The 25,564-nt window shown below is 67.7% G+C and carries 22 protein-coding genes; 15 read left to right on the top strand and 7 right to left on the bottom strand.

Going from position 1 to position 25,564, the window contains the following annotated elements; translation table 11 throughout:
* Positions 1–122: 122 nt before the first annotated feature.
* Genes MELE44368_RS11680 through MELE44368_RS11695 form a run of 4 tightly spaced genes read left to right on the top strand, consistent with a single transcriptional unit; the run spans position 123 to position 4,742 of the window.
* A complete protein-coding gene (locus tag MELE44368_RS11680) occupies positions 123–1,703 on the top strand; it encodes a serine hydrolase (protein WP_128108630.1) in 1,581 nt (526 codons plus the stop codon).
* Entirely contained in the window at positions 1,700–4,093 is a 2,394-nt protein-coding gene (locus tag MELE44368_RS11685) for a cation-translocating P-type ATPase (protein WP_128108631.1), read from the top strand. The genes MELE44368_RS11680 and MELE44368_RS11685 overlap by 4 nt, the downstream gene beginning before the upstream one ends.
* 10 nt (positions 4,094–4,103) lie before the next feature.
* Positions 4,104–4,292 carry an antitoxin gene (locus tag MELE44368_RS11690; protein WP_128108632.1) on the top strand — a complete coding sequence of 63 codons (189 nt, stop codon included), beginning with the start codon at positions 4,104–4,106 and terminating at the stop codon, positions 4,290–4,292.
* A gap of 3 nt (positions 4,293–4,295) precedes the next feature.
* A complete protein-coding gene (locus MELE44368_RS11695) occupies positions 4,296–4,742 on the top strand; it encodes a type II toxin-antitoxin system Rv0910 family toxin (RefSeq protein WP_128108633.1) in 447 nt (148 codons plus the stop codon).
* Positions 4,743–4,821: 79 nt separating this feature from the next.
* Here MELE44368_RS11695 and MELE44368_RS11700 read toward each other — a convergent pair whose 3' ends face one another.
* The 7 genes from MELE44368_RS11700 to MELE44368_RS11730 are packed head-to-tail and all read right to left on the bottom strand — an operon-like array spanning position 4,822 to position 12,331.
* Positions 4,822–5,391, bottom strand: coding sequence for an isomerase (locus MELE44368_RS11700; protein WP_128108634.1), 570 nt, complete (start codon positions 5,389–5,391; stop codon positions 4,822–4,824).
* A 2-nt stretch (positions 5,392–5,393) separates the two neighbouring features.
* Positions 5,394–6,065, bottom strand: coding sequence for an NAD(P)H-binding protein (locus MELE44368_RS11705; RefSeq protein WP_128108635.1), 672 nt, complete (start codon positions 6,063–6,065; stop codon positions 5,394–5,396).
* Between the two features lie 10 nt (positions 6,066–6,075).
* On the bottom strand, positions 6,076–7,527 hold the full coding sequence (locus tag MELE44368_RS11710; protein WP_128108636.1) for an acyl-CoA synthetase: 1,452 nt from the start codon (positions 7,525–7,527) through the stop codon (positions 6,076–6,078).
* Positions 7,528–7,531: 4 nt separating this feature from the next.
* On the bottom strand, positions 7,532–8,305 hold the full coding sequence (locus tag MELE44368_RS11715) for an SDR family NAD(P)-dependent oxidoreductase (RefSeq protein ID WP_128108637.1): 774 nt from the start codon (positions 8,303–8,305) through the stop codon (positions 7,532–7,534).
* The gene (locus MELE44368_RS11720) at positions 8,296–9,966 is read right to left on the bottom strand and encodes an AMP-binding protein (protein ID WP_128108638.1); all 1,671 of its coding nucleotides are present in this window, start codon (positions 9,964–9,966) and stop codon (positions 8,296–8,298) included. The genes MELE44368_RS11715 and MELE44368_RS11720 overlap by 10 nt, the downstream gene beginning before the upstream one ends.
* Positions 9,963–10,712, bottom strand: coding sequence for a GntR family transcriptional regulator (locus MELE44368_RS11725; protein WP_128108639.1), 750 nt, complete (start codon positions 10,710–10,712; stop codon positions 9,963–9,965). The genes MELE44368_RS11720 and MELE44368_RS11725 overlap by 4 nt, the downstream gene beginning before the upstream one ends.
* The gene (locus MELE44368_RS11730) at positions 10,709–12,331 is read right to left on the bottom strand and encodes an SMP-30/gluconolactonase/LRE family protein (protein ID WP_128108640.1); all 1,623 of its coding nucleotides are present in this window, start codon (positions 12,329–12,331) and stop codon (positions 10,709–10,711) included. Before MELE44368_RS11730 ends, MELE44368_RS11725 begins: the two co-directional genes overlap by 4 nt.
* 138 nt (positions 12,332–12,469) lie before the next feature.
* On the opposite strand from MELE44368_RS11730, the gene MELE44368_RS11735 reads away from it, so the two are divergent.
* Genes MELE44368_RS11735 through MELE44368_RS11785 form a run of 11 tightly spaced genes read left to right on the top strand, consistent with a single transcriptional unit; the run spans position 12,470 to position 25,532 of the window.
* A complete protein-coding gene (locus MELE44368_RS11735) occupies positions 12,470–13,315 on the top strand; it encodes an SDR family NAD(P)-dependent oxidoreductase (protein ID WP_046749972.1) in 846 nt (281 codons plus the stop codon).
* An 8-nt stretch (positions 13,316–13,323) separates the two neighbouring features.
* Positions 13,324–14,694 (top strand): aromatic ring-hydroxylating oxygenase subunit alpha, encoded by a 1,371-nt coding sequence (locus tag MELE44368_RS11740; RefSeq protein WP_128108641.1) that lies wholly within the window; start codon positions 13,324–13,326, stop codon positions 14,692–14,694.
* Positions 14,694–16,553: a flavin-containing monooxygenase gene (locus tag MELE44368_RS11745; RefSeq protein WP_128108642.1), complete on the top strand. Its 1,860-nt coding sequence runs from the start codon at positions 14,694–14,696 to the stop codon at positions 16,551–16,553. Before MELE44368_RS11740 ends, MELE44368_RS11745 begins: the two co-directional genes overlap by 1 nt.
* A 46-nt stretch (positions 16,554–16,599) precedes the next feature.
* A complete protein-coding gene (locus tag MELE44368_RS11750) occupies positions 16,600–17,514 on the top strand; it encodes an SDR family NAD(P)-dependent oxidoreductase (protein WP_241566577.1) in 915 nt (304 codons plus the stop codon).
* On the top strand, positions 17,507–18,664 hold the full coding sequence (locus tag MELE44368_RS11755; RefSeq protein ID WP_128108644.1) for a CaiB/BaiF CoA transferase family protein: 1,158 nt from the start codon (positions 17,507–17,509) through the stop codon (positions 18,662–18,664). The genes MELE44368_RS11750 and MELE44368_RS11755 overlap by 8 nt, the downstream gene beginning before the upstream one ends.
* The gene (locus tag MELE44368_RS11760; protein ID WP_128108645.1) at positions 18,654–19,805 is read left to right on the top strand and encodes an acyl-CoA dehydrogenase family protein; all 1,152 of its coding nucleotides are present in this window, start codon (positions 18,654–18,656) and stop codon (positions 19,803–19,805) included. Before MELE44368_RS11755 ends, MELE44368_RS11760 begins: the two co-directional genes overlap by 11 nt.
* Positions 19,806–19,810: 5 nt before the next feature.
* Positions 19,811–20,728, top strand: coding sequence for an acyl-CoA dehydrogenase family protein (locus MELE44368_RS11765; RefSeq protein ID WP_128108692.1), 918 nt, complete (start codon positions 19,811–19,813; stop codon positions 20,726–20,728).
* Entirely contained in the window at positions 20,725–21,639 is a 915-nt protein-coding gene (locus tag MELE44368_RS11770; RefSeq protein ID WP_128108646.1) for a Gfo/Idh/MocA family protein, read from the top strand. The genes MELE44368_RS11765 and MELE44368_RS11770 overlap by 4 nt, the downstream gene beginning before the upstream one ends.
* Complete coding sequence (locus MELE44368_RS11775) at positions 21,636–22,847, top strand: acyl-CoA dehydrogenase family protein (protein ID WP_206613750.1); 1,212 nt, start codon at positions 21,636–21,638, stop codon at positions 22,845–22,847. Before MELE44368_RS11770 ends, MELE44368_RS11775 begins: the two co-directional genes overlap by 4 nt.
* Positions 22,847–23,800: an acyl-CoA dehydrogenase family protein gene (locus tag MELE44368_RS11780; protein ID WP_128108648.1), complete on the top strand. Its 954-nt coding sequence runs from the start codon at positions 22,847–22,849 to the stop codon at positions 23,798–23,800. The genes MELE44368_RS11775 and MELE44368_RS11780 overlap by 1 nt, the downstream gene beginning before the upstream one ends.
* 19 nt (positions 23,801–23,819) lie before the next feature.
* The gene (locus tag MELE44368_RS11785; RefSeq protein ID WP_128108649.1) at positions 23,820–25,532 is read left to right on the top strand and encodes a thiamine pyrophosphate-binding protein; all 1,713 of its coding nucleotides are present in this window, start codon (positions 23,820–23,822) and stop codon (positions 25,530–25,532) included.
* The last annotated feature ends 32 nt before the right edge of the window (positions 25,533–25,564 follow it).

A 25,564-nucleotide genomic window follows, 5' to 3' on the forward strand; every position in this document is an offset into this window, starting at 1 on the left:
GCCATTTCTACGTCAGGGCGGTGGTTCGCGCCGATCCACGACCCTGCGGCAGAAACCGGCGCGAATGGCCCGCTGGCGCGTATGACGGGCCCCACGAGCGAGCACCCGTTACCGTTCACGTCATGAGTTCACTGGTCAGGGCGGTGTTCGCGGTGGTGCTGTTGACGCTGGGGGTGGGGTGCGCGCCGGAATCGACTCCGCCCGCGCCATCGCCTCCCGCGCAGGCCGACGTGCCACCACCGCTGGTCCCGGCGATGGCCCTACCGGAGAACGCCGTCGAGAACGCGGTCGCGAAACTCGACGGCATCGCCGAGCGGATGATGGCCGAATCCGGGATCCCGGGCATGGCGGTCGCCGTGGTACACGGCGGAAAAACCCTGTACGCGAAGGGGTTCGGCGTCAAAGAGGTGGGGGGAACCGGCGAGGGCAACCAGGTCGACGCCGACACGGTGTTTCAGCTGGCGTCGCTGTCCAAACCGTTGGCGGCGACGGTGGTCGCGCAGCAGGTCGGTGTCGGCGCGGTCGACTGGGACACCCCGATCGTCTCGAAGCTGCCGTGGTTCGCGCTCTCGGATCCGGTTGTCACACAGATGGTCACCGTCGGCGACATGCTCGCGCACCGCTCCGGCCTGCCCGATCACGCGGGTGATCAACTCGAGGACATCGGCTACGACCGCAGGCAGGTGCTCGAGCGGCTGCGCCACCTTCCACTGGACCCGTTCCGGATCTCCTACGCCTACACCAACTTCGGGTTCACCGCAGGGGCCGAGGCGGTCGCCGCCGGCGCCGGCAAGCCGTGGGAGCAACTCGCCGACGAGGTGTTGTTCGAGCCGCTTGGCATGTCGTCGACGAGCTACCGGTTCGCCGATTATCGGGACCGCCCGAACCGCGCCGTCGGGCACATCGACATCGACGGGCGCTATCAGCCGACCTACGTCCGCGACGCCGATCCCGAAGCGCCTGCGGGCGGGGCCAGTGCGTCGGCCAACGACATGACCCGCTGGCTGGCGATGGTGTTGGCCAACGGAAACCACGCCGGCAAGCAGATAGTCGCCGCCCAGGCACTGCTTCCGGCGCTCACCCCCCAGGTCGTCTCGAGCCGGGCGACCGAGCCCGCGATGCGGTCGGGCTTCTACGGCTACGGCTTCAACGTCGGCACGACGTCGGGTGCGCGGACGGAGCTGAGCCATTCCGGTGCGTTCCTGCTCGGCGCGGCCACCAACTTCCTGATCCTGCCGTCGGCGGACGTGGCCATCGTCGCGCTCACCAACGGCACACCCGCCGGCGTGCCCGAAGCACTGACCGCCGAGTTCGCCGATCTCGTGCAGTTCGGCGAGGTGCGCGAGGACTGGTATGGGCTCTACACCAAGGTTTTCGCCGAGATGACAAGCCCGGAGGGCTCGTTGGCAGGTAAGCAACCGCCCGCCGACCCCGCACCCGCCGCGCCGTCGGCGTCGTACGTCGGCACCTACCACAACGACTACTGGGGCCCGGCCACGATCACCGAGGTCGACGGCGGCCTGCAGCTCAGCCTCGGGACGAAGCTGAATGCGCGGCTGTCACATTGGGACGGCAACACCTTCACCTACACCTGGGTGTCGGAGAACTTCCCGCCGGGCTCTGTCGGCAAGGCCACCTTCGACGGCGACACACTCACGCTCGAGGACTACGACGCGTTCGGCAGGGGAGCATTCGTCCGGTGACTGCTGTGATCGCCGCTGGGTTGACCGAAGCTGAAGTAGCTCAACGCATCGCGGACGGAAAGACCAACGACGTCCCGACCAGGGCCGCCCGAAGCGTGTCCGAGATCGTGCGGGCCAACGTGTTCACCCGCATCAACGCGATCCTCGGCGTGCTGCTGATCATCGTGCTGTTTACCGGTTCGGTGATCAACGGCGCGTTCGGGTTGCTGATCATCGCCAACAGCGCCATTGGCATGATCCAGGAACTGCGCGCCAAACGGACACTGGACAAGCTGGCCATCGTCGGACAGACCAAGCCGCTGGTGCGCAGGCGTTTCGGCGGGGTCTCCACCGCGAAACCGTTGCCGCCCAACGAGGTGGTGCTCGACGATATCATCGAGCTCGGGCCCGGCGACCAGATCGTCGTCGATGGCGAGGTCGTCGAAGAGTCCAACCTCGAAGTCGACGAATCGCTGCTCACCGGGGAGGCCGACCCGGTCGCCAAAGACCCCGGCGACACGGTGATGTCGGGCAGCTTTGTCATCGCGGGCAGCGGCGCCTACCGGGCCACCAAGGTCGGCCGCGAGGCCTATGCGGCCAAACTCGCCGAAGAGGCAAGCAAGTTCACGCTGGTGAATTCCGAACTGCGCAGCGGCATCAACAAGATCCTGCAGTTCATCACGTACCTGTTGATTCCCGCGGGCCTGCTGATCATCTACACGCAGCTGTTCACCACCGGCGCCGGATGGAACCAGGCGGTGCTGCGCATGGTGGGGGCGCTGGTGCCGATGGTGCCCGAGGGCCTGGTGCTCATGACGTCGATCGCGTTCGCGGTCGGCGTCATCCGGCTGGGACGACGACAGTGCCTGGTCAATGAGTTGCCCGCCATCGAGGGCCTGGCGCGCGTCGACGTGGTGTGTGCGGACAAGACCGGCACCCTGACCGAAAACGGTATGCGGGTAGCAGATCTCAAGAAGATCGACGAGTGCGCCGCCGCCGAGGTGTTGGCTCAGTTGGCCGCCGACGACGCCAGACCCAATGCCAGCATGCAGGCGATCGCCGAGGCGTATCGGATGCCACCGGGCTGGACCGCCACCGAGACCGCACCGTTCAAGTCGTCCACCAAATGGAGCGGGGCATCCTACGGCGAGCACGGCAACTGGGTGCTCGGCGCACCCGACGTGTTGCTCGAACCGGGTTCACCGGTGGCCGAGCAGGCCGAGGAGATCGGCGCGCGCGGCCTGCGGGTGCTGCTGCTCGGGTCCAGCGATCTGCCCGTCGACCACCCGGACGCGCCAGGGCGGGTGACGCCGGCGGCGTTGGTGGTGCTCGAACAACGGATCCGGCCCGACGCCGGTGACACCCTCGATTATTTTGCGTCGCAAAAGGTTTCGATCAAAATCATTTCGGGTGACAACGCGGTGTCGGTCGGCGCGGTGGCAGAGTCGCTCGGCCTGCACGGGCAGGCCATCGACGCTCGCGAGTTGCCCGACGATCCCGAGGGGCTGGCGGACACCCTTCAGGAATACACGACGTTCGGCCGCGTGCGGCCCGATCAGAAGCGCGCGATGGTGCACGCGCTGCAATCGCGGAGTCACACGGTCGCGATGACGGGCGACGGCGTCAACGACGTGCTGGCGCTCAAGGACGCCGACATCGGCGTGGCGATGGGCTCGGGCAGTTCGGCGGCGCGGGCAGTGGCCCAGATCGTGTTGTTGGACAACAAGTTCGCCACGCTGCCGTACGTCGTCGGCGAAGGCAGGCGGGTGATCGGCAATATCGAACGCGTCTCCAACCTGTTTCTGACCAAGACGGTGTACTCGGTGCTGCTGGCGAGCCTGGTGGGGCTGGCGGGGCTGTCGTCGAGGTTCTTCGGTTCCGATCCGCTGCTCTACCCGTTCCAGCCGATCCACGTCACGATCGCGGCCTGGTTCACCATCGGCATCCCGGCGTTCATCCTGTCGTTGGCGCCCAACAACGAGCGCGCACAACCCGGTTTCGTGCGCCGGGTGATGACGGCGGCGCTGCCGTCGGGTCTGGTGATCGGCATCGCGACGTTCAGCTCGTATCTGGCGGCCTATCAGGGTCGGGGGGCCACACCGGCCGAACAGACCCAGGCGTCGACGGCGGCGCTGATCACGCTGCTGGTCTCGGCGGTGTGGGTGCTGGCCGTGGTGGCCCGGCCCTACCAGTGGTGGCGGGTCGCGCTGGTCGCGGTGTCAGGGGCGGCCTACGTGGTGATCTTCGCGATCCCGCTGGCCCGGGAACTGTTCATGCTGGACTTCTCGAACGTCAAGACGACGTCGATCGCGCTGGCGATCGGCGTGCTCGGGGCGGCGGCGATCGAGGTGATCTGGTGGGTGCAGGGTGCGGTGTTGGGGGAACGACGACGGTTGTGGCGCTCGGAGTAGGGTTGAGTCCATGGCATTTCTCGACAAGGTGAAGAATCTGGTGGCGCGCAACGCCGACAAGGTGGGCACCGCGATCGACAAGGCCGGTGACATCGTCGACCAGAAGACGCAGGGCAAGTACGCTCAGCACATCGACAAGGCGCAGGACGCGGCCAAGAAGTACGTCAACAAGAGCAACCCAGAGAACCCCCAGAATTGACGCATGGCGAAACTTTCTGTCTCCGTGGACGTTCCACTACCGCCGGAGAAGGCTTGGGAGTGCGCATCTGATCTGTCCCGCTACCGGGACTGGTTGAGCATTCACCGGGTGTGGCGCAGCAAGCTGCCCGATACCTTGGAGAAGGGCACCACGCTGGAGTCCATCGTCGAGGTCAAGGGCATGCCCAACCGAATCAAGTGGACCATCGTCCACTTCAGGCCGCCGGAGGCGATGACGCTCAACGGCGATGGCAAGGGCGGCGTCAAGGTCAAGCTCATCGGCAAGGTCAGACCCTCCCCGAAGGACGCCGAGGCGTCGACGGTGTCGTTCGACGTCCACCTCGGTGGGCCTGCACTGTTCGGCCCGATCGGCATGGTGGTAGCCGGTGCGTTGAAGGGCGACATCCGCGAGTCACTCGAGCGGTTCAAGCAGGTGTTCGCCCGGGCTTAGTCCCCGGCGAGCAGTCGCGTACACCCCCTGAAACCCCGCATTTTGGGGGTTTTCACGTCTGCTCGCCGGCCAGGGTGCTTCAGCGGCGCAGCCGGCGGCGGACCAACTTGGTGAACTCGACCGCCGACCGGCGGACCGACTCGAACTCCAACGACACCAACAGCGTGTCGACCATCGCGAACGGCAGCGTGGTCGCCACCGCGCCGCGGCCGTACTCGAGGTGCCACGAGCCGGGATGAATGGTCAGCCCCCTGGCGTGTCCCTTCTCCAGGCACGCGTGCTCGCCGGGGCGCAGCGTCGTACCGACGAGGTCGTCGGACTCCAGGTCGTAGGAGTCGATCTGGCCCGCCAGCAGGAACTTGTGGATCTGCACCCGCTTATAGCGGCCCGAAAAGCCTTGTGTGCCTGTGGGAGACCCGAACACCACGATGTATTCGCGCGGGCTGAAGTACAGGAAGCGAACCTTGCCGAGTATCCCGCCGGCCCGGCTGCCCACCCAGCGGCCCGGCGTCGGATCGATGAGATCGGGGTATTCGGCGGCCAGCAGTTCGATGGTGCGGTCGATCAGCTCGCCGTTGTCCAACGGCAGGCCGACGACCTCCTTGGCGGTCGTGGCGAGCACTTCGGGGTCGAACTTGTAGGCAGTCATCGTCAGCGCCCCTGATCGCAGACTTTCTGTACGGCTTCACGGATCGGCGTGTCCCCCGAGATCACTTCGAATGTCCGGCAGGTCGTGCCCGGGGTGTCGAGCACCGCCAGCAGCACGGCGGCGACATCTTCGCGGGGGATGCTGCCGCGGCCGGTGTGCTCGGCGATCGTCACCAATCCCGTCCCGGGGTCGTCGGTCAGCAGCCCCGGCCGCACCACGGTGGTGTCCAGGTTGGTGCGGGCGCGCACGTTGTCGTCGGCCGCGCCCTTGGCACGCAGGTAGGCCACGAACACCGGATTGCCGGCGTCGTCGGGGGCCTCGGCGTCGGCGCCCATCGCCGAAATCATCACGTAGCGGCGCACTCCGGCGGCCTCGGCCGCATCGGCCAACAGGATCGCCGCCGCCCGGTCGACGGTGTCCTTGCGCGCGGCCCCGCTGCCGGGACCCGCACCTGCCGCGAAGACCACCGCGTCGGCGCCACGCAGATGTGCCGCGACGTCGTCGACCGAGGCGTGCTCCAGGTCCAGCACCACCGGTTGCGCGCCGACCTGCTCCAGCGCCGCGGCATGATCCGGGTTGCGGATGATGCCGGCGACCGAGTCGCCGCGCTGCGTCAGCATTCGTTCCAGGATCCTGGCGATCTTGCCGTGGCCGCCGGCGACGATGACGTGCATACCGGCGATCTTAGGTGGCCACTCGGGCGCGCAGCTCGCGCTTGAGCACCTTGCCGTAGCTGTTCTTCGGCAGCTCGTCGATGAACTCGTAGCGCTTGGGCCGCTTGAACCGGGCGATGCGCTCGAGCAGATGCGCGTCGAGTTCGGCGGCCGAGGCCGACCCGACGATGAACGCGACGACGACCTCACCCCACTCCTCGTCCGGTGCTCCGACGACACCGGCTTCGGTGACACCGGGATGTTCCAGCAGCACCTCTTCCACCTCGCGCGGATAGATGTTGCTGCCGCCGCTGATCACGACGTCCTTGGAGCGGTCGCGCAGCGTGAGGTAGCCCCGCTCGTCGAACGAACCCATGTCACCGGTGTGCAGCCAGCCGTTCTTCAGCGTCGCCGCCGTGGCTTCCGGGTTGTTCCAGTAGCCCGACATGACAACGTCGCCGCGGCAGACGATTTCGCCGATCTCACCGGTGTCGGCCCGGGTGCCGTCGGCGCGCAGCACCGCGACGTCGACGCCGGAGCGGGGGTAGCCGACAGAGCCGAGGATCGCATCGTCGGTGCCGATATGGTCTTCTCGGCGCAGGCCGGTGATCGTCATCGGCGCTTCGCCCTGACCGTAGAGCTGCACGAAGATCGGGCCGAACGCGGCCATCGCCTTCTTGAGGCTGTCGACGTACATCGGGCCACCGCCGTAGACCACCGTGCGCAGGTTACGGGGGCAGGCTCGGCCCGTCTGCACCAGCCGCTGCACCATGGTGGGCGCGAGGAACGCGCTGCAGCCGGGATGGTGCGCGCACAGATCGAGGAACTCCCCGGGTTCGAACGCCGCGGACTCCGGTAGCACCTGCCGGGCGCCGCGCAGCACGTACGGCGGGATGTACAGTCCGGACCCGTGCGACATCGGGGCACCGTGCACCAGGCTGCAATCGGCGTCGGGCGAGTCGAAGTCCGCCAGGTGAGCGACGGTCATCGCCATCAGGTTGCGGTGTGACAGCATTGCGCCCTTGGACCGCCCGGTCGTCCCGCTGGTGTAGAACAGCCACGCCAGCGCCGCCGGGTCGGTGTCGGCCGGCGCGGTGATCGGTGACGCGCCGAGGCGCTGTGAATAGCTTGTGCTGCCGATGATCTCGACGTCGGAAAGCCCCTCGGCCAGTTTGGGCGAGGCGAACACGAGGGCTGCGCGGGAATCGTCGAGTATCTGTTGCATCTCGCGCGGGTGCAGCTTGTAGTTCAGCGGCACATAGACACACTCCGCCGCCCAGACGGCGAACATCAACTCGATGATCTCGGGGCGGTTCTCGCTGGCGACCGCGACGCGTGTGCCGGGCGGGCCCAGTGTCGCGGCAAGCCGCAGCGCCCGGTCCCTCAGCTCCTGCCACGTATGCAGTTGGCGCTTACCGCAATACACCGCCCCGCGATCGCCGAGCCGGCTCGCGGTCTGGTCGAGCAACCCGAACAGGTTCATGCGCTCACCTTGCCACCCACTCGGAGTTCAGGGCGAAGTCCGACAGGTACTTGGTCGAACTCCAGCCGCCGTCGACGACGATGGTCTGCCCGTTGATGAAACTCGCGCCCTCCGAACACAGGAACGCCACGGTGCTCGCCACGTCATCGACCTCGCCGAGCCGCGGATACGGGGTCATCTCGGTGTTGATCTTGCGGAACCGCTCGTCCTCCAGGCGGCTGGCCACCATCGGCGTCAGCGTCACGCCCGGCGCGACGGCGTTGCACCGGATGCCCTGGGGACCGTACTGGCAGGCGATGTGGGTGGTCAACGCGGTCAGCCCGCCCTTGGCCGCCGAATACGCCCCGCCGCGCAGCCCGCCCACGACGGCGAACGTCGACGTCACGTTGACGATCGCCGAACCGGGCTGCATGTGCACGATCACGTCGCGCGCCAGCCGGAACGGGGCCCGCAGCATCAAACCCAGGAAATAGTCCAGGGATTCGTCGTCCGTCTCGTGTAATGGCTTGGGGCTGCCCACCCCTGCGTTGTTGACGAGGAAGTCGATGCGGCCCCAGCGGTCCAGTGCGGTCTGCACGATCCGCTGCGGCGCATCGTCTGCGGTCAGGTCGACGGCGACGGTGGCCACCCGGTCCGGATCGCCGATCGCGGTTTCGAGTTCGGCGAGCCGGCTCTCGTCGCGGCCGGTCCCGACCACCGCCATGCCCGCCTCGGCGAGTTTGGTCGCACAGCCGAAGCCGATGCCGCTGCTTGCGCCCGTCACGATCGCTACCTGCATTTCGGTCCACCCTCGCTCGTCAACGTCGCCTGGATCTGATGTTTGAGAACCTTGCCCGCGTCGTTCTTCGGCAGGCTGTCCCACACGACGACCTGCTCGGGAACCTTGAACTTGGCGAGCCCTTCGCGCAGCAGCAGCTCGCGCAGCTCTTCGAGGTCGGGCGGCGGCTGATCGGTTGCGACGATCACCGCGCACGCCCGCTCACCGGTGCGTTCGTCGGGCACACCGACCACGGCGATCTCGGCGACGCCGGGATGCGTGGCGAGAAGGTCCTCGACCTCCTTGGGGGAGATGTTCTCGCCGTTTCGGATGATGATGTCCTTGGCACGGCCGGTGACCACCACGTGATCGTCGACCCAGCGGCCGAGATCGCCTGTGCGAAAATAGCCCTCGTCGTCGAACGCCGCCACCTCGTCGTCGGGATGCAGATAGCCGACGAGCATCTGCGGGCCCCGCGCCCGGATCTCGCCGTCGACCAGTTTGACGTCGGCGATACCGGGCCGGCCGTCGGTGTCTGCCGCGTGATCGACGCCGTCCAGCGAGCCCACCGTCGTGACCGGAACCTCGGTCGACCCGTAAACCCTTGACACCGCGGCGTTCTCGAAGTAGTCGGCCGCTCGCCGGATCAACGAGGGCGGCACTGAGGCTCCGCCGCAGATGAAGACCTTCAGGTCGGGAAGCCGCGTGCCCGCCCGTTCCGCCGCGGCGAGCAGCCCGTTGAGAAACGGTGTGGCACCGGCCATGTGCGTGATGCGCTTCTCGTGCATCAACGACACGGCTTCGTCGGGGTTCCAGCGGTCCATCAGCACCGCGGTGCTGCCGAGCAGCAGCGGGCATTCGAACGCATAGATCGACCCGCCGATGTGTGCGATCGGCGACGGCACGAGAAAGCTGTCACCGGGCTCGACGCGCCAGTGCTCGCCGATCTGGCGGATCAGCGCGTGGATCGAGTTGTGCGTGTGCAGAACCCCTTTGGGTCGGCCGGTGGTGCCCGACGTGTAGAGGATCATGCGCACGGCGTCGGGGTTGAGCACCGGCAACACCGCCGTGCCCGGCTCGGCGAGCAGCGAGGCATACGGCGTATGCCCGCGAACGTTCCTTACCGCTCGAAGATCCGGCGATTCTTCGAGCGGTAAGGAACGTTCGGCGGCCCCACCGGCGGCCCCACCGGCGGCCCCACCGGCGGCCCCATCAGCGGCCGCGTCCCGCACCACCACCACCTCCGGCGGTGCGGCCATCGCCGCGGTGACCCGCTCCAGCATGGCGCTGTAGTCGTGGTTGCCGAAGACGGACGGTATGAAGATCGCCCTGGTGTCGGCGTCGGACAGGATGAACTGCAGTTCCCGGTCGCGCAGCGAGGGCAGGATCGGGTTCACCACCATGCCCGCCAACGTCGCGCCTAGGTAGACGACGGCCGCCTCGTGCCAGTTCGGCAGCATGAACGAGACCACGCTGCCCGCGGGCATACGTGAGGTGAGCGCGTGCGCCAGCGCGGTGGCCTGCTCGTGCAGGCTGTGGCAGTCGAGCCGAATATCGCCGTCCACCAACACCGTTCGCTGTGGTGTGGTCTTAGCCGCGTCACGAAGGGAGTCGGCCAGGGTCTCGTGGACCCACAGCCCACGCCGATAGGCATCGGCCGCGCGGGCCTCCTCGACCCTCACGGCGCGGCCTGCCCCTTGATGCGCCGCATGGTCATCGAGTGCCGGTAGCGCGACGACGGATGGGTGTTGATGGTGACCTGGGCGATCTCCCCGTCTGACGTCTTGTACGTGCGCCGCATCTCCAGCGCGGCCGTGCCCGGCTCCATCTGCAGCGCGTCGGCCAGCGTGTCGGTGGCGGCGACCGCCGAGATCTCTTGGTGCACCTCGACGATGCTCACCCCGAAGAGGTCCTCGATCAGCGGGAAGATCGGCCCGGAATGCCGTTGCAGCAGCCGACCCACCGCAGCGAACGCACGGTTGATGTAGTACTCGGTCACGCAGACCGGAGTGCTGCGCGCGTCGACCCGGCGGTGCCCGCGCACGGCCAGCCACTGCGAACCGGCCGTCAACCCGGTCTTCGCGGCGAGTTCGTCGTCGATGGTCACCATCGCGTTGGACTCGATCTCCAGCTGCGCACCCGCGGCGAACGCGAGCAGGTCGTCGATCGACATCACGTCCTGGACATAGGAATTCGCCGAAGGCCGCGGCACCACCAGTGTGCCCGCCCGCGGCCGGGAGGCGACCAGGTTGTCGTCGCGCAGCCTGCGCAGCGCCTCGCGGATGGTGTAACGGCTGACCTCGAACCGCTCGCACAGCTGCTGCTCGGTGGGAAGTTGTGACCCCACCGGATACACCCCGTCGACGATCTCCTTTCGCAGGGTGCGTGCCACCTGGAGGTACCGGTGGTCGGCGGAGTTGACCGTCATGTCCCGTTCCGGCGCAGCGCCAGCACACTACCGTCGCCGTCGGCGGAGACGTACAGCGTGCCATCGGGTCCCATGGTGATGCCGGCGAACGGGCCCTGCGGGCCGGAGAACGGCGGCATTCCCTTGAGCGGCTTGGGCTCCACCCCGGGAGGAGCGCCCACCGGGAGACCGGAGGCGATGGTGGTGCGCACCTTGGTGCCCAGGTCGAACGCGACGACCTCTTTGGCCCCGGCATCGACGATGTAGAGGACCCCGCCAGCGACATGGATCCCCTGCGGACGCTGCAGCCCGTCGACGACGGTTTCGGTCGAACCCGTCAGCCGCACCACCCGGCCGGCGCCGGATTCGGCGACCAGCGGACGGCCGTCGGCGTCGAACGCCACGCCAACCGGGTCCTGCAGGCCCGACGCCAGCACCTCGGTGCTGCCTGACCGCAGCGAGTGCACCCGGCCCGTGCCGAGTTCGGCGAACACGATCGCGTCGTCGGGTCCGACCGCGACGCCGTAGAGTTGGTCGAATCCGTCAGCGAGATAATCGGTTTCGCCGTCGGCTGGACGATACCGGCCGATCTGGCCGCCTGAGGTGGCCACCACGAACGCGCCCGCCCCCACCGGCGCCAACCCGCGGAGGAACCCGGGATAGCCTGGCGTGAACAGCATTCCGACGGTTCGCAGCGACCCGTCGGCTTCGACCGCGTAGAAGTAGGTGCCGTCCGCGACGTAGAGAGAACCGTCGTCGCCCACCGCCAGATCCAGCGGCCAGTTCAGACCACCGGGCAGCACCGTGCGGGTCTGGCCGGCGCTCGAGATCTCGGTGATCTCACCGGTGAAGTTGGAGACCAGCACCCGGTCACCGACCAGCGTGAGGTTGTCCAGCCCGGGGGTGAGCTGTGCCAGCAGCGTCTTGTCTCCCGTGCGCGGATCGATGCGCAGCACCTGCCCGCTGGCCACCTGGGTCGAGACGATGTGGCCCTGCGGGTCGAACTTCACCGCATCCGGAACACCCAGCTCCGCGGTAACCCGTTGCGGCTCAGCCTGTTCGCCGGCATTCGGGTCGATGCGCCAGATCTCGTTGGCGGTCATCAGCGGGTAGTACAGCCAACCGTCTGGGCCGACCTCCATCGCGTTCGGCGACGCAAGGTCGGTCAGCAGGATCTGCGCGGCGCCGGTGGCGCGATCGAGTTCCATCAACCGTCCGCCGTCGCGGCACTCGTTGATGAACAGCCGGTCCTGGTGCACAGTGATGCCGTTGGCGCAGGGCAGATCGTCGCGCAACACGCGGGTCTGGCCGCGGGGATCGCGCACGCTGACACGTCCGTCCATCACCTCGGTGGCGTACAGGTTGCCGCTGGTGTCGAACGCGACGTCGTCGGGTGCGACGATGTCGCCGCCCTTGGCGCTGACGGTGTGCAGCTGCCCGGTGCCCAGATCGAGCGCGCTGATCTGGCTTCCGGTCACCTGTGCGACGTAGACCCGTCCGTCGGGCCCGGTGCGCAGACCGTTTGCGCCGAACAATCGGCTCGGCGCGGTGAGGCGCCGGAGCTGCCAGCCCTCGCCGACGGTCGGGTTCGGCCCGGTGTAGCGGGCCTGCGGAAGCGACCCCGTCGCGGATTGCGTCATGAACTCGGACCGTATCAAGCTCCGTTAGTCCAGACAATAGGCTGCTTTACCAGCTCAGCGACTCTTGACGGACAGATCCGCGCTGCGGAATAGTGTTCTGCAATATGCAGAGCACCGTATCGTGTCCGGACAAATAGCGTGAGCGAGCTTCTGAGCCTGGCCGGCCGCATCGTCGTGGTGTCGGGGGCCGGCGGCGGCGGCATCGGCACCACCGTGACCCGGATGGCCGCGCAGGCCGGCGCCACCGTGGTGGCGGTCAGCCGGTCGAAGGAGAACCTCGACGAACACGTCGCACCGCTGGCCGCGCAGGGGCTGGCGGTGGTGCCGGTGGCCGCCGACGCCTCGACCGACGAGGGCATCGACACCGTGCTGGATCAGGTGCGCCGCACCGAGGGAACGCTGTACGGCCTCGTCAACATCGCGGGCGGCGCAGCGCCGGCGACGTGGATGCCCGCCACCCGGGTGACCCGCGACGACTGGCGGGCGTTGTTCGCCGCCAACCTCGAAACGGCGTTCTTCATGAGCCAGGCCGTCGCCGCCGAAGTCCGGCAGCGGGGCAACCCCGGGTCGATCGTGTCGGTGTCGTCGATCAGCGGCATGAACACGGCGCCGTTCCATATCGCCTACGGCACCGCCAAGGCCGCCGTCGCCGCGATGACGCGCACGATGGCCGTCGAACTGGCGCTCGACAACATCCGCGTCAACGCCGTGGCGCCGGGAGTGACCGAAACCGCCGCGTCGCGCACCTACGTCGACGAGGACCCCGACCGGGACCGCCGCGCGATCGCGATGGGCCGCCGCGGCCGGCCGGAGGAGCAGGCGGGCGCGATCCTGTTCCTGCTGTCCGACCTGTCGAGCTACATCACCGGGCAGACGTTGCTCGTCGACGGTGGGCTGAACCTCAAGTGGACGCATCTGGACGCCGACAACACGTCGTTGTTCCTCAAAGACGAATCCTTCCGCGCCGAGATCAAGCGGTTTTAGGAGAACCCATGACAGATCTGGAAACCCAAGTCGCCGACGAGCTTTCCGAGCCGATGACGATTCCCGTGGAGGCCTACATCTCCGAGGAGTACGCCCGCGCGGAACGCGACAGGCTATGGCGCAGGGTCTGGCAGCAGGTCGGCCGGGTCGAGGAGCTTTCCGAGGTGGGCAGCTATCTGACCTACGACATCCTCGACGACTCGATCATCATCGTGCGCACCGGGCCCAACGAGTTTCGGGCGCACCACAACGTGTGCATGCACCGCGGCCGCCGGCTCGTCGACACCCCGGAGGGCGCGAAGAACGCCTGCGGGCGGGCCCGCAAGTCCTTCGTGTGCGGATTCCACGGCTGGACATACGGTCTCGACGGCGCCTGCACCCACATCCGCGAACAGGACGACTGGAAGGGCGCACTGACACCGCAGAACACCCACCTCGTTCCCGTTCAGGTGGACACCTGGGGCGGGTGGCTGTTCATCAACATGGACCCCGACTGCGAACCGTTGGCCGACTACCTGTTCCCCGCGGCCAAGATCCTCGACCCGTTCGGGCTGGAGAACATGCGCTACCGCTGGCGCAAGTGGCTGTACTTCGACTGCAACTGGAAGGTCGCGCTGGAGGCCTTCAACGAGACCTACCACGTGTTCACCACCCACCCGGAGTTCAACAAGTTCGGTGAGTTCAGGGGCTGGGCCAAGGCGCAGGGCAAGCACAGCAACATCGGCTACGACGCGCCGAAAGACATGGAGGCCACCAAGTCCAAGATCCGGTTGGGCACCGGTGACGATCCCCGCGTCTCCACCGCCGAGATGCAGATGTACACCTGGGAGCAGACCAACGCCACCACCACCGAGACTCTGGTCAACGCCGCCAAGCGTCTGGTGGACGAACTGCCCGAGGGCACACCGCCGGACAAGGTCCTCGAGCACTGGCTGGCTTCGGCCCGCCGCGACGACGAGGCTCGCGGGGTGATCTGGCCGACCATCCCGGCCGACATCCTCGGGCAGGCGGGCACCGCGTGGCAGATCTTCCCGAACTTCCAGATCGGCCAGGGTCTGACCACCGCGCTGTGCTACAGCGCGAAACCGCATCCCAGCTACGATCCCAACAAGTGCATCTTCGAAGTCGCCACGTTCGAGCTGTTCCCCAAAGGCCAAGAACCGCAGACCGAGTGGGAGTACACGCCCAAGGACAGCCCGAACTGGCTCTCGGTGCTGCCGCAGGACTTCTCCAACATGGCCGCGGTGCAGCAGGGCATGAAGTCGCTCGGCTTTCCCGGCACCAGGCCCAACCCCTATCGCGAACGCAGCACCGTCAACCTCCACCACCAACTGTCCAGATACATGGGCACCGGCGAACCACAGGAGCTTTCAGACTGATGACCGAGACACTTGGTACCTCCGCACAGCCGTGCGGTCCGACGGACACCCCCGACGACGTCGACATCGATGCGCTGCGGGAGAAGTACGCCCAGGAGCGCGCCAAGCGACTGCGTCCGGAAGGCTCCAAGCAGTACGTCGAGCTGACCGACGACTTCGCCGGCTACTACGAAGTCGACCCCTACACGCCGGTCACGCCGCGTGACCCGATCACCGAGGACATCGACGTCGCGGTGCTGGGCGGTGGCTTCGGCGGCCTGCTGTCGGCGGCGTATCTGAAGAAGGCCGGTGTCGACGACGTCCGCATCATCGAACTCGGCGGTGACTTCGGCGGGGTCTGGTACTGGAACCGCTATCCGGGTATCCAGTGCGACAACGAATCCTATTGCTACATCCCGATGCTCGAAGAGCTCGACTTCATGCCGTCGAAGAAGTTCGCGGACGGCACCGAGATCTATGAGCACTGCCGGCGCATCGGCAAGCACTTCGGGCTCTACGACGGCGCGATCTTCTCCACTCAGGTGCGCAACCTGCACTGGGACGAGGAGATCAACCGGTGGCGCATCAGCACCAACCGTGACGACGACATCCGTGCGCGTTTCGTGGTCATGGCCTCGGGCCCGTTCCACCGGCCGAAACTGCCCGGCATCCCGGGCATCAAGGACTTCAAGGGCCACAGCTTTCACTCGTCGCGGTGGGACTACGACTACACCGGCGGTGACAGCACCGGCAACCTGCACAAGCTGGCCGACAAGCGGGTCGCGGTCGTCGGCACCGGCGCCACCGCGATCCAGATCGTCCCGTATCTCGCCAAGGACTGCCAGCACCTGTACGTGTTTCAGCGCACGCCGTCCACGGTCGACGAACGCAACAACGCGCCCACCGATCCGGAGTGGGTGAAGACGCTGAAGCCGGGCTGGCAGAAGGAACGTCAGCGCAACTTCCACGCCTGGACCTTCGAGGGCATGGCGCTGGGCCAGCCGGATCTGGTGTGCGACTTCTGGACCGAGCTGGGCCGCAACACCGCCGCGCGGGTGATGGCGCTCGAGGACCCGGCGTCGCTGACCCCCGAACAGTTCATGGCGATCCGCGAGGAAGAGGACTACAAGATCATGGAGCGGCTGCGCCGCCGGATCGCCGAGATCGTGAAGGACCAGGACACCGCCGAGGCGCTCAAGCCCTACTACCGTCTCCTGTGCAAGCGGCCGCTGTCCAACGACGAGTACCTACCCACCTTCAACCGGCCCAACGTCACGCTGGTCGACGTATCGGAATCCAAAGGCGTGGAACGGGTCACGGAGAAAGGGCTGGTCGCCAACGGCCAGGAGTACGAGGTCGACTGCATCATCTACGCCAGCGGTTTCGAGATCACCACCGATATCAGCAGGCGGTACTCGATCGAGGCCATCGAGGGTCGCGACGGGCTGTCGCTCTACGACTACTGGCGCGACGGGTACAAGACCCTGCACGGCATGACCAGCCGCGGGTTCCCCAACCAGTTCTTCACCGGGTTCACGCAGGTCGGCATCTCGGCGAACATCGCGTCGAACTACGAACTGCAGGGTGAGCACATCGCCTACATCATCGCCGAGGCGTTGAAGCGCGGCGCCACCACGGTGGAGCCGACGCAGGAGGCGCAGGAACAGTGGTGTCAGACGATCCGCGAAACCGCCGTCGACACCTCGGCTTTCGACGCGTCCTGCACGCCCGGCTACTACAACAACGAAGGCGGCGGCGGCGGTGAGGGGTTGCGCTCGCATCTGGGCGAGCCCTACGGCCCGGGCTTCTACGCGTTCGGTGACCTGCTCAAAGAGTGGCGCGACGAGGGTGACCTGGATGGGCTCGCCCTCGGACCCTAGCGATTTGTGTGCGTCTGAGCGCTCGTCTTCGCACACAAATCGCAGCTTGAGATTCGACGGCCGCGTGGCCGTCGTCACCGGAGCCGGTCGCGGACTGGGTCGCTCGTACGCGATGCTGCTGGCCGAACGTGGCGCCAAGGTCGTCGTCAACGATCCCGGCGGCAGCATCACCGGCAGCGGTTCCGACGCGGGGCCCGCCGAGGACGTGGTGCGCGAAATCGCCGCGGCCGGCGGGGAAGCGGTGGCCAACACCGACTCGGTCGCCACCGCGGACGGCGGCAAGGCCGTTGTCGACACCGCACTCGAGCGGTACGGCGGTGTCGACATCCTCATCCACAACGCCGGCAACGTCCGTCGTGCGGCGTTGCGGGAGATGAGCTATGACGACTTCGACGCCGTCCTCGACGTCCACCTGCGCGGCGCATTCCATGTGGTGCGCCCCGCGTTTCCGCACATGTGCGACGCCGGCTTCGGCCGCATCGTGCTGACGTCGTCGATCGGCGGGCTGTACGGCAACCACCAGGTGGCCAACTACGCGGTGGCCAAGGCCGGGGTCATCGGGCTGTCCAACGTCGCCGCGATGGAAGGCGCGGCCCACGGCGTCATTAGCAATGTCATCGTGCCCGCCGCCGTCACCCGCATGGCCGAAGGCATTGACACGTCGGCGTATCCGCCGATGGGACCGGAGCTGGTGGCCCCGACGGTGGGCTGGCTCGCACACGAAACCTGCGCGGTGACCGGCGAGGTGTTCATCGCGCTGGCCGGACGGGTCGCCAGGGCGTTCGTCGCCGAAACGCCTGGCGTATACCGCCCGTCGTGGTCCATCGAGGATGTCGCCGAGCAGATCGCGACCATCCGCGACACCGCGAACCCGCTGATCTTCCCGGTGGTGCCCGACGGGCACGGGGACCACATCCGGTACAGCTTCGCGATGGCCGACCAGGGAGCGCTTCATGGCTAGCGGTCCGCTCAAGGGCATACGTGTCGTCGACCTCACCGCGATGGTGATGGGTCCCTACTGCACCCAGATCATGGCCGACATGGGCGCCGACGTGATCAAAGTCGAACCGCCGCAAGGCGACAACACCCGCTACATCTCGGTGGGCCCCGTGCCCGGAATGAGCGGTGTGTTCGTCAACGTCAACCGCGGCAAGCGCAGCGTCGTCATCGACCTGCAGACCGACGCGGGCAAGGCGGCGCTGCGCGCCCTCGTCGAAACGGCCGACGTGTTCATCCACTCGATGCGGGCCAAGGCCATCACCAAGCTGGGCCTCGACTATCCGAGCGTGGCCGCGATCAACCCCGCGATCGTCTACACCAACTGCTACGGCTACAGCAGGCGCGGGCCGGAACGCGACCGGCCGGCCTACGACGACACCATCCAGGCCGAATGTGGAATCCCCGCCGTGCAACAGCAACTCACCGGCGAGGCCGACTATGTCGGCACGATCATGGCCGACAAGGTGGCGGGGCTGACCGCGCTCTACGCGACGACCATGGCGCTGTTCCATCGCGAGCGCACGGGGGAGGGCCAGGAGGTCGAGGTCGCCATGTTCGAGACCATGGCGGCGTTCATGCTGGTCGAACATGCCAACGGCGCCATGTTCGACCCACCCCTCGGGCCCGCCGTGTATCCGCGCACGGTGGCGCCCAACCGCAGGCCGTACCGCACCCGCGACGGCTACATCGCCGCGCTTATCTACAACGACAAACACTGGGACGCCTTCGTCAACGCGGTCAAACCCGCCTGGGTCAACGAATCCCACGCGACCCTGGAGTCACGGGCCCGCGACATCGACACCGTGTACGGGCTGCTGGCCGAGACGATGAAGGAACGCACCACGGCCGAATGGCTGGAGTTGTTCGGCGAGCTGGAGATCCCGGCCGCGCCGCTGAACTCACCCGACGCGTTGTTCGACAACACGCACCTGAACGCGGTGGGGCTGTTCGAGACCGTGGACACGCCGCACGGCCAGGTGCGCTTTCCCGGTGTGCCGACGTGGTTTTCGCGTACCCCCGGTGCGGTCGCGGGCCCGGCTCCCGAACTCGGCGCCGACACCGCGGAGGTGCTCGAAGAACTCGGTTTGGCAGGTGCCGACCATGCGCTTTGACATGGGCGAGAAGGCGGCGGCGCTGCGCACCGAACTCCGCTCGCTGGTCAACGACAATGTGCCGGAGCACTATCTGGGCGCGTTCACCGACCACCCGGAAGATCTGGAGATCGCGCAGCGGTTCTGCAGGCTGCTCGCCGAGCGCGAACTGCTGTGTCTGGCATGGCCGAAGGAGTTCGGCGGAGGCGGGGCATCGGTGTGGGAGCAGACCGTGGTCCGCGAGGAGATGTGGGCGCACCACGAGCCCAGGGGCGCCCAGTACATGGGCGTCAACTGGGTGGGGCCCATCATCATGCGTCACGGCACCGAGGAACAGCAGCGCAAACACCTCCCGCCGATCGCCCGCGGAGAGGTGATCTGGTGCCAGGGTTTCTCGGAACCGGAGGCGGGCTCGGATCTGGCGTCGCTGCGCACCAGCGCCCGCCGGGACGACGACGGCTGGCTGGTCAACGGACAGAAGATCTGGACCTCCTACGCGACGATGGCGCAGTGGTGCTTCCTTCTCGCGCGCACCTCCCATGGCGAACGCAAACAGCAGGGGCTGACGATCTTCCTTGTCCCGATGGATGATCCGGGGATCCAGGTCAGGCCGATCCGCGCCATGTTGGGTCCTCATCACCTCAACGAGGTGTTCTTCGACGATCTGCGGGTCACCGAGGACGCCGTGCTCGGCACGGTGGACCAGGGCTGGTCGGTCGTGCAGGACGTGATGGCCTTCGAACGGGTCGGCATCGCGCGGTATGCACGATGTGAACGGCTGCTCGCCGCGGCACCCGCCGTGCTCGGCGACCGCTGGGAGGGCCTGCCCGCCGAACTGCGGGGTAGATGGATGCGAATGCTGACGCACTGCCGCCGGGCGCGGCTGATGGCGTATCGCGTGGTGTCCCTGCAGAGCAGCGGTCGCATCCAACCCGGTGACGCCGCGGCGTACCGGATCGCGGTCACCAAACTCGACCAGGACAGCGCCGAGGTTCTGATGGACATCGCCGCCGAGGTGCCCCGCGACGCTCCGCGCGCCGTGTGGTTCCTTGGCGAGGTCGACGACCACTGGCGCTACTCGCAGGCGTCGACGGTGTCGTCGGGAAGCATCGAGATGCAACGGATCCTGCTGTCCCGCGCGTTGCTGGCGGCAGCGAAATGAGCGAGATGATCCTCGACCTGTCCGACGACGCCAGGGAGTACGGGCGCCAAGCGTTGCGGGCCTTCGAAGCCGCCGGCGGCGACGAGTTGGTGCAGCAGGCCGAAGCCAAACCGGACCGCCGCGAGTCCCTCGTCAGCTCCGCGCTCGCCGATCTCGGCGCCTGGGAGCTCGATCCACGCACCGACGCCGACGGGCTCGAGGCCGCTGCGGCGCTGTGCCGAAGCGCCGGCTACTGGGCGTTGCCCTACCCGGTCGCGGAGCGGCTGGCCAAGCCGACCGACCTGGACGCCGACGGCCTGATCGTGGTCTCCGGACCACGCCCCGCCGGGCCGGTCGCAGGGCTCCAATCACGTTGGATCGCAGTTACTCCGGACGGTGTCCGGCACCGGGTGAGCGGGCTGGGTCCGACAGGGCCGGGGTTCGTCGCGGAGTTGGAGTTGGTCCGCGAAGACGACGACGGCGCGGCCGACGTCGCTCTCGGGCTGGTGCTGCCATGCTGGACGCTGCTGGGCATGCTCGACCGGGCGATCGAACTGACCGTCGCCCACATCACCCTGCGCAAGCAGTTCGGGCAGACCCTCTCGGCCTTTCAGGGGGTGCAGTTCCAGCTCACCGACGCCGAAGTCGAGCGCAGCGGGCTCGACATCCTCGCGAAGTACGCCCTGTGGAGCATTCAGGACGCGCGGCCCGAGGCGGTGAACGACGCACTGGCGCTGAGGATGTCGGCGATCGAAGCCGCCGAGGTGGTGTTCCGGGTCTGCCACCAGCTGCACGGCGCCGTCGGCTTCTGCGACGAGACCACGCTGTCGTGGCTGTCGCGGCACAGCCAGCCGTTGCGGCGGCTGCCGCTGGGGTTGTCGGCCACACGCGACGAGCTCACCCGCAGCGCGGGCCGCGCCGGTCTGACGGGACTGTACGCATGAAGGTCGTCGTGATCGGCACGGGATTCGGCAAGCACGCCGCAGCCCCGGCCTATCAGAGCGTGGGCTTCGACGTCGAGGTGGTCAGCCCCCGCGACGACGCCGCGGTGAACGCGGCGCTGGCGGCCGACGTCGATCTGGTCTCCGTGCACTCGCCGCCGTTTCTACACCTGCAGCACGTCACGGCCGCGGTCGAGCACGGCCGTGCGGTGTTGTGCGACAAGCCGTTCGGACGCAACGCCGACGAGGCGATCGCCATGCGCGACCAGGCTCGGCGCGCCGGCGTCCCCAACTTCCTGAACTTCGAGTTCCGGTTCAACGAGTCATGGTCGACGCTCAAGAAGCTCGCCGACGACGGAACCATCGGCACCCCCGCGCATCTGCACTGGAGTTTCTTCGGCAGCGGGCTCCGCGGCCGCAAGCTCGGATGGATCAACGACCGCGAACTCGGTGGCGGCTGGATCGGTGCCTACGGCTCGCATCTGATCGACTTCATCCGCTGGCTGTTCGGCAGTGACATCGTCGACTGCGGCGGCGTCATCCGCACCGACATCCCCGGCGCCACAGCCGAAGACGGGTACTCGGCCTGGTTCCGGACGGCCGATGGAGCCACCGCCAACCACGACACCGGGTTCGCCGCCGCCGTACCGTCGACCCCGCGCGTCACGCTGATCGGCAGCAAGGGCACCGTCGAGCTGACCGGCGACACCACGCTCGTGGTCCGACGCCCCGGCGAGGATCCCGAGACCACAGAGTTCGACCCACCGCCGCGGCGCACCCCGCCCCCCGCGCTGACCACCTACTTCGGCAAGGTCGCCGAAGCGCTGCGCACCGGCGCCCCGACCGCCCCGTCGTTCGACGACGGTGTGGCCGTCGCGCAGGTCATGGATCAGCTGAGGGCCAACGCCTCATGACCGCCGAATCTGAACTTATGCACGAAATGTCGCGGGATACGCGTGCACAAGCTCAGTTTCGGCGGCGGGTAAGGCAGTGGTGCGCCGAACACGTTCCGGCCGATTGGCGCACGAGCCAGACCGGCGCCACCGACGACGAGTTCGTCGCCTTCCAGAAGGCCTGGTTCGCCGAACTGCACCGCGCGGGGTTCGCCGTGCCGCACTGGCCGCGAGAATGGGGCGGCGGCATGTCGGTCGCGGACCAGGTCGTGCTGCATCAAGAGCTGGCCAGACACGACGCGCCGCGGCTGGTGCTCGCGTTCGTCGGCATCCACCACGCCGCCTCCACGCTGCTGGCTGCGGGCACCGACGAACAGCGACGCAGACATCTGCCGGCCATCCTCGACGGTGAGATCTGGGTGCAGGGGTTCTCAGAACCCGAGGCCGGATCGGATCTGGCCAGCCTGCGCACCACCGCACGCAGGGTCGGCGACTCCTATGTGGTCAACGGCCAGAAGCTGTGGGCCAGCGGCGGAATGCACGCCGACTGGTGCCTGTTGCTCGCCCGTACCGATCCGGACGCACCGAAACGCAAAGGCATCTCGTACTTCCTGCTCGACATGACGACACCCGGCGTCGAGGTGCGCCCGATCCGCAACGCCGTCGGCGACTCGCACTTCTGCGAGATCTTCCTCAACGACGTCGAGATCCCGGCCGTCAACCTCGTCGGCGCCGAGAACGCCGGCTGGCAGGTCGCGCAGGCCACGTTGGGCGCCGAGCGGGGCCTGACCATGCTCGAGCTCGCCGAGCGGCTCGGCAACGCCGGCTTCCGCTGGCTGGTGGAGGCCAGCCCCGTCGACGACCCGGTCGTCGCCGACCGGCTGGCGCAGTTCGAAACCGAGATCACCGGGCTGCGGGCGTTGTGCCGAAAACTCGTGGAGGACAGCACATCCGATCAGCCGACGACCGGACCCGCCGACGCATCGATCGTCAAGCTCTACTACAGCGAGCTGTTGCAGCGGATGACCGACTTCGGCGTCGAGGTCGGCGGCCTGAGCGCCCACACCGAGCTGGCCAAGCCGATGTCCAGCGGCTGGGAATCGGGGTCTTGGGTGCTGGACTTCATCGGCTCGTGGGAGTGGACCATCCCCGGCGGGTCGAGCGAGATTCAGCGCACCATCATCGGCGAACGCGGCCTGGGCCTGCCGCGAGAACCGAGCAGCGCATGATGGCCGGGTTTTCCGAGTTTCACGACGAGCTGCGTTCGGTGGCACGCGATCTGCTCGGCAAGGACCGCGCGCTCGACTGGGCGGCGCTCGTCGAGGCCGGCTGGGTGGGGCTGGAGGTGCCCGAGGAGTTCGGCGGCGCCGGTGCGACGTTCGAAGAGACCGCGATCATCTGTGAGGAGATGGGCCGCGCCGCCAGCGCCACCAGTTACCTGGGCAGTGCGGTGTTGGCCGTCGGCGCGCTGAACGCATTGCAGCCCAGCGACGTCCGCGACCAGTTGCTGCGCGACATCGCGTCCGGTTCGGCCCGGGTGGCCGTCGCGTTCGAGCCGCTCGAGTTCGTGCCCGACGCCGAAGACGCCGACCGGGTACTCGTGATCACCGACGGCGGCCTCGCCGAACCGGCGGTGACCGTGACCCCGCGGCTCGTCGTCGACGAGACCCGCAGGCTCGCAACGGTATCCCCAACGGAGCGCGACGGCGACGTGCTGTGCTTCGCCGGGGATTCCGCCGCCATTATCGCCAGGCTGCGCGACCGGGCCGCGGTCGCGATCGCCTGCGACAGCCTCGGGCTGAGCGAGGCGATGCTCTCGGCGACCGTCGACTATGCGAAGGTGCGCCAGCAGTTCGGCAGGCCGATCGGCTCGTTTCAGGCGGTCAAACACGCCTGCGCCGACATGCTCGTCAGCATCTCGGTCTCCCGCCGGCTCGTCGCCGCCGCGGTGCGTGCCGTCGCCGTCGACGACCCGGACGCCGGCGTCGCCACCGCGATGGCCAAATCGCGCGCGTGCGCCGCGGCCGTCGACATCGCCGGCAAAGCCATGCAGCTGCACGGGGGCATCGGTTACACGTGGGAGAGCGGCGTCCACGTCTACCTCAAACGCGCCGCGCTCAACCGTTCCCTGTTCGGTTCGCCGACAGTTCACCGTCAACGACTCGCACAACGCTATCGCTAACGCAATCAAGGAGTTTCACATGGGCGTACCGGTATACAAGCGCATTCTCGACCTCTTCGAGGCCGAGGGGGTGAACACCCTGTTCGGCATCCCGGACCCCAACTTCGTGCACATGTTCGCGGAAGCCGAGGCCCGCGGGTGGTCGGTGGTCGCGCCGCATCACGAGCTCAGCGCAGGGTTCATGGCCGAGGCGGCCTCGCGGATGACCGGCAAGCCGGGACTGTGTATCGGCACCCTCGGGCCGGGCATGGCCAACATCGCGGGGGCGATCCAGTGCGCGCTCGTCGAGAACTCGCCGGTGATCTTCCTCGGCGGGCAGCGCGCGCGCATCACCGAGCGGCGCGTTCGGCGCGGCCGTATCCAATTCGTGCAGCAGGAACCGCTTTTCGAGGCGTCGGTCAAGTACAGCAGTTCGATCGAGTACGCCGACCAGACCGACGAGATCATCCACGAGGCGATCCGGCGCTCGATGTCCGGCACACCCGGACCCAGCTACGTCGAGTTCCCGTCGCACGTGATCCTCGAAGAGCTCGATGTCGCAGACCCCCCGCCGCCCAACCGGTATCGCCTCGTCAACCAGGGGGCCGGGGCGCGTGAGGTGGCAGAGGCCGCCAAGCTGATCCGCGAGGCGAAGAGCCCGATCCTGCTCGTCGGCCACGGCGTGCACACCTCCCGCACCCAGCAGGAGGTCAAGGAGCTCGCCGAGCTGATGGCCTGCCCGGTCATCCAGACCTCCGGAGGCACCTCGTACATCCCGGGACTGCAGGACCGGACCTTCCCGTACCTGTTCTCTCCGGCCGCCAACGAGGCAGTCGAGGAATCCGACCTGTGTGTCGCGCTGGGAACCGAACTCGGTGAGCCCATGCACTACGGCCGCACCCAGCACTGGGCCGGAAACGACGCCAACCGCAAGTGGGTGTACGTCGAGCAGGACCCGGCGGCCATCGGCGTCAACCGCTCGTTCGATGTGCCGCTGGTCGGCGATCTGCGCGGCGTCGTGCCCCAACTGGTCGAGGCGCTGCGCGACACCCCGCGCGAACCGTCGGCCAACCTCGACAAGCTGGTCAAGGCCGACGCCGAGGAGCTCGCCCAGCTCGCGGAGAACGCGCCGTCGGGCCGCACGCCGATTCATCCGGCGCGGTTCGTCGTCGAGGCCACCAAGGCGTTCAACGAACTCGAGGACGGCATCATGGTGCGCGACGGCGGCGCGACCGTGATCTTCCAGTGGACCTACTCGCAGTCCAAGCCGCGCGACGTGATCTGGAACCAGAACTTCGGGCACCTGGGCACGGGGCTGCCCTACGCGGTCGGCGCCTCGATCGCCGAGGGCCGCAAACGGCCGGTGATGCTGCTGACAAGCGACTCCTCATTCCTGTTCCACATCGCCGAACTCGAGACCGCGGCGCGGGAAGCGGTGCCGCTGGTGTGCGTGGTCGGCGTGGACCATCAGTGGGGCCTGGAGGTGGGCGTCTACAAGCGGACGTTCCCGCAGCCCTCGCCGCAGCCGGGCGTGCACTGGAGCAAGGACGTGCGGATGGACAAGATCGCCGAGGGCTTCGGCTGCCACGGCGAATACGTCGAGAAGGACGACGAGCTCGGACCGGCCATCGCCCGCGCCTACGCCAGCGGGAAGGTGGGCGTGGTGCACGTGTGCATCGACCCGAAGGCCAACTCCGAGGAGATGCCCAAGTACGACAGGTTCCGAACCTGGTATGCAGAAGGCACACAGTAGGGACGTGTTCTAAGAGGCCGCGGTCGAACCGC

The sequence above is a fragment of the Mycolicibacterium elephantis DSM 44368 genome (assembly GCF_004014805.1).
GTDB lineage: Bacteria > Actinomycetota > Actinomycetes > Mycobacteriales > Mycobacteriaceae > Mycobacterium > Mycobacterium elephantis.

What these genes read in the sequence shown, in the direction of transcription:
- MELE44368_RS11680 (WP_128108630.1), top strand. Translation starts at nt 123, where the DNA reads ATGAGTTCACTGGTCAGGGCGGTGTTCGCGGTGGTGCTGTTGACGCTG.
- MELE44368_RS11690 (WP_128108632.1), top strand. Translation starts at nt 4,104, where the DNA reads ATGGCATTTCTCGACAAGGTGAAGAATCTGGTGGCGCGCAACGCCGAC.
- MELE44368_RS11695 (WP_128108633.1), top strand. Translation starts at nt 4,296, where the DNA reads ATGGCGAAACTTTCTGTCTCCGTGGACGTTCCACTACCGCCGGAGAAG.
- MELE44368_RS11700 (WP_128108634.1), bottom strand. Translation starts at nt 5,391, where the DNA reads ATGACTGCCTACAAGTTCGACCCCGAAGTGCTCGCCACGACCGCCAAG.
- MELE44368_RS11705 (WP_128108635.1), bottom strand. Translation starts at nt 6,065, where the DNA reads ATGCACGTCATCGTCGCCGGCGGCCACGGCAAGATCGCCAGGATCCTG.
- MELE44368_RS11710 (WP_128108636.1), bottom strand. Translation starts at nt 7,527, where the DNA reads ATGAACCTGTTCGGGTTGCTCGACCAGACCGCGAGCCGGCTCGGCGAT.
- MELE44368_RS11715 (WP_128108637.1), bottom strand. Translation starts at nt 8,305, where the DNA reads ATGCAGGTAGCGATCGTGACGGGCGCAAGCAGCGGCATCGGCTTCGGC.
- MELE44368_RS11725 (WP_128108639.1), bottom strand. Translation starts at nt 10,712, where the DNA reads ATGACGGTCAACTCCGCCGACCACCGGTACCTCCAGGTGGCACGCACC.
- MELE44368_RS11730 (WP_128108640.1), bottom strand. Translation starts at nt 12,331, where the DNA reads ATGACGCAATCCGCGACGGGGTCGCTTCCGCAGGCCCGCTACACCGGG.
- MELE44368_RS11740 (WP_128108641.1), top strand. Translation starts at nt 13,324, where the DNA reads ATGACAGATCTGGAAACCCAAGTCGCCGACGAGCTTTCCGAGCCGATG.
- MELE44368_RS11745 (WP_128108642.1), top strand. Translation starts at nt 14,694, where the DNA reads ATGACCGAGACACTTGGTACCTCCGCACAGCCGTGCGGTCCGACGGAC.
- MELE44368_RS11755 (WP_128108644.1), top strand. Translation starts at nt 17,507, where the DNA reads ATGGCTAGCGGTCCGCTCAAGGGCATACGTGTCGTCGACCTCACCGCG.
- MELE44368_RS11760 (WP_128108645.1), top strand. Translation starts at nt 18,654, where the DNA reads ATGCGCTTTGACATGGGCGAGAAGGCGGCGGCGCTGCGCACCGAACTC.
- MELE44368_RS11765 (WP_128108692.1), top strand. Translation starts at nt 19,811, where the DNA reads ATGATCCTCGACCTGTCCGACGACGCCAGGGAGTACGGGCGCCAAGCG.
- MELE44368_RS11770 (WP_128108646.1), top strand. Translation starts at nt 20,725, where the DNA reads ATGAAGGTCGTCGTGATCGGCACGGGATTCGGCAAGCACGCCGCAGCC.
- MELE44368_RS11775 (WP_206613750.1), top strand. Translation starts at nt 21,636, where the DNA reads ATGACCGCCGAATCTGAACTTATGCACGAAATGTCGCGGGATACGCGT.
- MELE44368_RS11780 (WP_128108648.1), top strand. Translation starts at nt 22,847, where the DNA reads ATGGCCGGGTTTTCCGAGTTTCACGACGAGCTGCGTTCGGTGGCACGC.
- MELE44368_RS11785 (WP_128108649.1), top strand. Translation starts at nt 23,820, where the DNA reads ATGGGCGTACCGGTATACAAGCGCATTCTCGACCTCTTCGAGGCCGAG.